We start from the raw sequence: 6203 nt of genomic DNA, 5'->3' as shown, positions 1-6203 counted from the left end.
TGACCCTGAAGCGTGGTAACTCCAGTCTCCCAGACCCGTTCGGGTGAACAACCTATTGAGACACAACACCTAGGGCGAATCGACCTTCAGACAGGGGTGCAAAGGAGGAAGGCCGGGCGCCGTGCCGCATTGGGCCTCGTGGGCGGAGGAAGGCCCCACGCACTCGATGCGCCTTGTCCCGCATTCCGGCCTTTGTCTTTCACCCCGATGCAAACGAGGCGGCGCGGGACTACGACGCGGATTCGGCCATCGCGCAATCGATGCGCTCGATCCGCCCGCCGCTCAGGTGGAAGAACGCATCTTGCGGCATCTCGCCGCTCAGTATGCCGGCACGGTCCAGCCCGGTGTAGACGCCACGCAGCAGGCGGCCATACAGACCGTGCGATACCACGATCAGTTTTTCGGGCAGGCGGGAATCCGCCAGGAAATCGCCGATGCGGGCCAGCACCTGGTCCAGCGTTTCGCCATTGGGCGCCTGGAAGTGCCAGTCCGGCGCGGCGTCCAGCGCCGGGTTGGCGGCAACCAGATCGGTGCGCAGGCAGGTTTCCCAATCGCCGAAGCCCACTTCGATCACGCGTTCGTCGGTGGCGATGGTGCTGGCCGGCAATCCGAGTGCCTCGGCCACCAGGCGCGCGCTGTGCTGGGCGCGCGGCAGCGGGCTGGCCAGCAGGTGCCAGCCGGTGGCGTCGCCGATACGGTGGCGTAGCGCCTCGCCCATGTTGCGCGCCTGGGCCTGGCCGAGTTCGGTCAACGGCGAATCGCAACGGCCTTGCAGCCGGCGCACGGTGTTGTATTCGGTCTGGCCGTGGCGCAGCAGGTAGAACGGGCGGGACATGACGCTTCCTCGAAGAACGGACTGACAAACGGCGAGTATAGCGCCGGCGCCCCTTGCGCCGCGCCGACATCCTGCCAATGCCCCCGGGCGGGTGCAGTAGGAGCCATGATGGCCTGATCGGCAAGGTAAAATGGCGCCCGCCCGGCCGGGCTCCCCGTCGATCGTTTCCACAGGCCATCCATGCTCCATACCCTCAATGCCCCGCAACAAGCCGCCGTCCGCTATCTGGATGGCCCGTGCCTGGTCCTGGCGGGCGCCGGCTCGGGCAAGACACGGGTGATCACGCAGAAGATCGCCTACCTGATCGATCGCGCCGGCATGGATGCGCGCAACATCGCCGCCATCACCTTCACCAACAAGGCCGCGCGCGAGATGCAGGAGCGCGTGGGCGCGCTGATGGACGCGCCGCGTCTGCGCGGGCTGACCGTATCCACGTTCCACTCGCTCGGCATGCGCCTGTTGCGCGAGGAAGCGCGCCACCTGGGCTACAAGCCGCAGTTCTCCATTCTCGATTCCGCCGACGCCGGCAAGATCGTATCGGACCTGCTCGCCACCACCGACAAGGCGTTGGTGCGGGCCACGGTGTCGCATATCTCGCTGCTGAAGAACGACCGCATCGCACCCGATCAGGCGCTGTTGCGCGCCGATTCGGAAGGCGAGCTGCACCTGGCGCGTATCTATCGCGCATACCAGGACACGCTGCTGGCCTATCAGGCGGTCGATTTCGACGATCTCATCCGCCTGCCGGTCGATCTGTTCGAGGCCAACGAAGACGTACTGAAGAAATGGCAGCAGCGCCTGCGTTACCTGCTGATCGACGAATACCAGGACACCAACACCACGCAATATCAGATGGTGAAGATGCTGACCGGCATCTCCGGCCAGTTCACCGCGGTGGGCGACGACGACCAGAGCATCTATGCCTGGCGCGGCGCCAATGTGGAAAACCTGCGCCTGTTGCAGACCGACTTCCCCCGGCTGAAGGTGATCAAGCTGGAGCAGAACTACCGCTCGGTGGCGCGCATCCTCAAGTGCGCCAATGCGGTGATCGCCAACAATCCCAAGCTGTTCGAAAAGACACTGTGGTCCGATCTGGGCGTGGGCGACCCGATCCAGATCATCGAAGCCAAGAACGAAGAACACGAAGCCGAACTGGTGTGCATGAAGCTCCAGGCGCACAAATTCGAGGCCGGCACCGGGTTCAACGACTACGCCATCCTGTACCGCAGCAACTTTCAGGCACGCATCATCGAAACCGCGTTGCGTACCCAGCGCATCCCCTATGTGATCTCGGGCGGACAAAGCTTCTTCGACCGTGCCGAAATCAAGGACATCCTGGGCTACCTGCGGCTGATGGCCAACGAGAACGACGACCCGGCCTTTATCCGCGCGGTGACCACGCCCAAGCGCGGCGTGGGCAACGTCACGCTGGAGCGGCTGGGCAGCTATGCGTCCGAGCGGCACATCTCGCTGTTCGCCGCCGTGTTCGAGGAAGGCTTCATCCACCAGGTGCAGCCGCAGCAGTACGAACCGCTCAAGACCTTCGCCACCTTCATCAACAACCTGCAATACCGTGCGCGCAGTGAAGCGGCTGGCGCGCTGTTGCAGGATCTGCTGGGCAGCATCGACTACGAAACCTGGCTCTACGACAACGATGAGCCACGCCCCGCCGAGACCAAGTGGAAGAACGTCCAGGATTTTGTCGGCTGGGTGGCCAAGCAGGGGCAGGAAAAGAGCAAGGACCTGATCGAGATCACCCAGACCATTGCGCTGATCACCATGCTGGAAGGGCGCGAGGACGAAGAGGTGGATGCGGTGAAGCTCACCACACTGCATGCCTCCAAGGGCCTGGAGTACCCGCACGTGTTCCTGATCGGTTGCGAAGAGGACATCCTGCCGCATGCCAACTCGATCGAAGGCAACATGGTCGAGGAAGAGCGCCGCCTGATGTACGTCGGCATCACCCGCGCGCAGCGCACGCTGACCATTACCTATTGCGGCAAGCGCCGCCGGGCCGGCGAATGGCAGATCACCCACCCCAGCCGTTTCCTGCATGAACTTCCGCCCGAGGATATCCGCGTCTCCGGCCGGCTGGCGGGTGGCAAATCGGAACCGCTGGTCACCAAGCAGGAAGGCCGGGCCATGCTCGCTGGTCTGATGGCGAAGCTGGGGTGATTGCTGCACGCGGGAGTGGGCTGTAAGCTTACAACCGTAGATTACAGTGATGGGCGACTTGCTTGGTCGGCATTCGGCGGACCGAAGGTTGCCCCTGCCTGGAGCTTCATCATGCTAGCGCCCGCAAAGCCCGCGAACGAACCGAAACGCCTCGAGGCCCTGGCGCGGCTGAGGATTCTGCATTCCGAACCGGATGCGGTGTTCGACGAACTGGTGAGCTACGTGATCCATGCGCTGGGCGTGGCGGGCGCGGGCATCTGCCTGGTGGCGGAGGATACGGTGTGGTTCAAGGCCGCCGAGATGCCGCTGATGCAGGCCGGCTCCCGCGACGAATCCTTCTGCGCACACCTGGTCGCCGCGCGCGAAACGATGCTCGAAGTGAACGATGCCACGCTCGACCCGCGCTTCGCCGATCATCCCGCCGTGCTGCACGCCGGCCTGCGCTTTTATGCCGGGATGGCGGTCATCCTGCGGGGGGGGCTGCGGATCGGCAGCGTATTCGTGGTCGATACCCAACCGCGTAGCCTGAATAGTGAGCAGCGGTTGATCCTGCAATCGCTGGCGCAGATCGCCGCCGGCGAAATCGAACGCCAGTACCCACCGCTCGGCTGAATCGTTCCACCCCGAAAGGCACCCTTTGCGGGCCAAAGCCAGCCCGGCGCACGGCGTTCTGACGTGCGCGAGGATCAGGCGGTGACCGGCTCGACCGGGCGCGTTTCCTGGAACGCGGTACGCTCGTTCAGCCGCGCGTACAGTGCCGCCAAGTTGGGGTAGTCCGTGGCCCACGCATGGCTGGGAAAACGGAATTCCAGATAGCCCAGCAGGCAACCGACGGCAATGTCGGCGAGACAATAGTTGTCGCCCATGCACCACTTGCGCTCGCCCAGGTCGGCGCTCAACTGCTTCAGGCCTCGCTCGATCTTGCCCTGCTGGCGGGCGATCCAGTCGGCCGATTGCTGCCGTGGCGGGCGCTTGCGTTCCTGCACCACGATGGCGGCGGCGTCGATGATGCCGTCGGCCAGTGCTTCCCAGCGCATCGCGCGGATCGCCTGCCGATGGTCCGACGGGATCAGGCGCCCCACTGGCGATACCTGATCCAGATAATCGACGATGACCCGCGAATCGTAGATGGGCTTGCCGTCGTCCAGGATCAGCACCGGTACCTTGCCCAGCGGGTTGTACTCGGTAACGATCGTGCCTTCCTCCCAGGGCGAGGCAATCGTGACCTGGCATTCGATACGCTTCTCGGCGAGAACGATGCTTACTTTTCTTCCGTAAGGACTTGTCAGCGAGGTGATCAGTTTCATGGGGACCTGTCTGCCGCGGGTTTTGGTCAATTCTAGTGGGACGCGGCGAGCGGGGCCAGCGCCGTTGCAGGGGCGCAACAGCGGAATTGGCCAGTGTCTATTAGCTTTTTCTGACTTGCACCCAAACGAGTTCTTGTGCTTGCTTTCTTATTCCATGTGAATATGTAAACGAAGCGGCGTCTCAGAACCGCTTGCGGGCATTCAACGTACCGCGCTGGCTGGTTTCGGTCTCGCCGTCGATGCGGTCCACGCGCAGCCCCAGCGACAGATCGTCCGGCAGCGCCCAGTCCAGCCCCAGGCCGTAGACTTTCTGCGCGCTGCCCGCCGAAGCACCTTCGACACGACGGACGGCGCTGTCCTGCTGGTCCGCATAGCGCAGTTCCAGATCGTCGGTATCGCGCAGCCAGTATTGGTATTCCATCCGCAGGCTGGGCGTGAGGCGGCCGGTTTCCAGCAGGATGGGGCGGTCCAGGTACATTCCCACCGTGCCGGAACGGGTCTGCACCGCCTGCTCGCCCACCGCCAGCGCGCCGGCCTGGCTGCTGTCCTCGGCATACGCCGCCAGTTGCGAGCGCGTCATGTCGAAACGGCCATACGGGTTGATGCGCAACTGGTCCATCCGGTAGTCGTAGCCGAATGCCAGCGAGCCATAGGTCTGGCTGCCGTAGCGCCGTGCCGCCGCCTGGGCGTCGTCCTCGCGGCGCAGGCGGGTCGGGTCGTTGCGCAGCCAGCCGTAGCCCACGGCGCCATCCAGATAGAACGACGACCACGGGCGATAGCTGCCGTAGAGGGTGACGGCCGTATTGTCCGATTGCTGCTCGCTGTCCGCGCCGACCGCGTTGTCGCCGCGCCCGTAGCCGACACTGAGGCCGGCGCTGAAGCTGGGTGTGAGCAGGTAGTCGGCGCCGAGGCTGAGTCCGCCGGTGTTGAAGTCCACGCCGCTGTCGGTGCCGACATAGACCGAGCCGGCGCTCCAGAGCGACAGCCCGCGTGGCAGGGTGTCGCTCAGGCCTTCCACCGCGCGTTGCGATTGCAGCGGCAACGCCTTGCCGTCCAGGTAGAGGCCCAGCGTGCTGCGGGCGCGCGGCGCCTGATCGTGGTGCAGTTGCGTCAGACGCGGATTCACGTTGGCGAGTTGGGCGCTGGCGGCGCGACGGGCAAAGCCGGTCTGGCTGTTGACCAGTGCCTCGGCATCCGAGCCGCTGCCTGGCGTGGCGCGCGGCGCCACGTCCACGGTGAGCGATGCCGGCGTGATATCGCCATCCTCGGCCTGGAGTGCATAGCGGATCACGACCTCGCCCACATGGCCGCGCGCCGGGGTGAACGACAGCCGCAGCGCATCCTCGACGCTGGATCGGGTGAGCGTGGCGATGCCGGCCTGCGGCGGGACGACCGCGACCACGCTGCCGCCGAGATAACGGGTATCGCCCTGGCGCAACGGCAGGTCGAGCGTCAGCGGCGTATCGGCGGCCAGCCGGAGCGCCTCATCGGTGGCGTGGGCCGCTGGCGCGGGCAGGGCCAGCCACAGGCTGGCGATGATGCAGCAAAGACGGTGAAACCGGACAGACACGATGCCTCCTCCACCGGCCGTTGCCGCAACCCGCAGGTTGTGGCGCCGTGGCCGGCAATGGATGCCCCCCGACCCCGATTCTCCCTGTGTTGGCGCGGCGTGCAAACCAGAAAGACTGCCACGCCGCGCCAAGGTTGCCGCGCTCGTCCGCCCGATCGGCCCCGCGAATACCGATCGATGCTTAGGGCGTGTCGTCACCTGTTTCACGACAGCGTTCGGTGCAGTTCGGGACGCCGCGCGGCGCCCGAAATGCACCGAACCCGCAGGGCTGGGCCGAAAAAACACCATCCACTGCGTTGCACGCCTTGCCAATAAC

The 6203-nt window shown here is 65.1% G+C and carries 5 protein-coding genes; 2 read left to right on the top strand and 3 right to left on the bottom strand.

The window, feature by feature from the left end:
• Positions 1–229 precede the first annotated feature (229 nt).
• Positions 230–835, bottom strand: a complete 606-nt coding sequence (locus FAZ21_RS19685; RefSeq protein ID WP_136775136.1) for a histidine phosphatase family protein — start codon at positions 833–835, stop codon at positions 230–232.
• 180 nt (positions 836–1015) lie between these two features.
• Here FAZ21_RS19685 and FAZ21_RS19680 point away from each other — a divergent pair, with 180 nt between their 5' ends.
• Complete coding sequence (locus FAZ21_RS19680; protein ID WP_136775135.1) at positions 1016–3010, top strand: UvrD-helicase domain-containing protein; 1995 nt, start codon at positions 1016–1018, stop codon at positions 3008–3010.
• 111 nt (positions 3011–3121) lie between these two features.
• On the top strand, positions 3122–3622 hold the full coding sequence (locus tag FAZ21_RS19675; RefSeq protein ID WP_136775134.1) for a GAF domain-containing protein: 501 nt from the start codon (positions 3122–3124) through the stop codon (positions 3620–3622).
• A 74-nt stretch (positions 3623–3696) separates the two neighbouring features.
• On the opposite strand, the gene FAZ21_RS19670 is transcribed toward FAZ21_RS19675, so the two are convergent.
• Together FAZ21_RS19670 and FAZ21_RS19665 are read right to left on the bottom strand one after the other, a co-directional pair.
• On the bottom strand, positions 3697–4317 hold the full coding sequence (locus tag FAZ21_RS19670; RefSeq protein ID WP_136775133.1) for a glutathione S-transferase: 621 nt from the start codon (positions 4315–4317) through the stop codon (positions 3697–3699).
• Positions 4318–4498: 181 nt separating this feature from the next.
• A complete protein-coding gene (locus FAZ21_RS19665) occupies positions 4499–5887 on the bottom strand; it encodes an autotransporter outer membrane beta-barrel domain-containing protein (RefSeq protein ID WP_169307511.1) in 1389 nt (462 codons plus the stop codon).
• Positions 5888–6203 lie beyond the last annotated feature (316 nt).

The organism is Chitiniphilus eburneus, from assembly GCF_005048205.1.
Lineage (GTDB): Bacteria > Pseudomonadota > Gammaproteobacteria > Burkholderiales > Chitinibacteraceae > Chitiniphilus > Chitiniphilus eburneus.
The sequence above is the reverse complement of the archived record's forward strand: the minus strand, read 5'-3'. Positions and strand labels throughout refer to the sequence as shown.

Coding starts and splice junctions, on each gene's coding strand:
- FAZ21_RS19685 (WP_136775136.1), bottom strand. CDS start 835: ATGTCCCGCCCGTTCTACCTGCTGCGCCACGGCCAGACCGAATACAAC.
- FAZ21_RS19670 (WP_136775133.1), bottom strand. CDS start 4,317: ATGAAACTGATCACCTCGCTGACAAGTCCTTACGGAAGAAAAGTAAGC.
- FAZ21_RS19680 (WP_136775135.1), top strand. CDS start 1,016: ATGCTCCATACCCTCAATGCCCCGCAACAAGCCGCCGTCCGCTATCTG.
- FAZ21_RS19675 (WP_136775134.1), top strand. CDS start 3,122: ATGCTAGCGCCCGCAAAGCCCGCGAACGAACCGAAACGCCTCGAGGCC.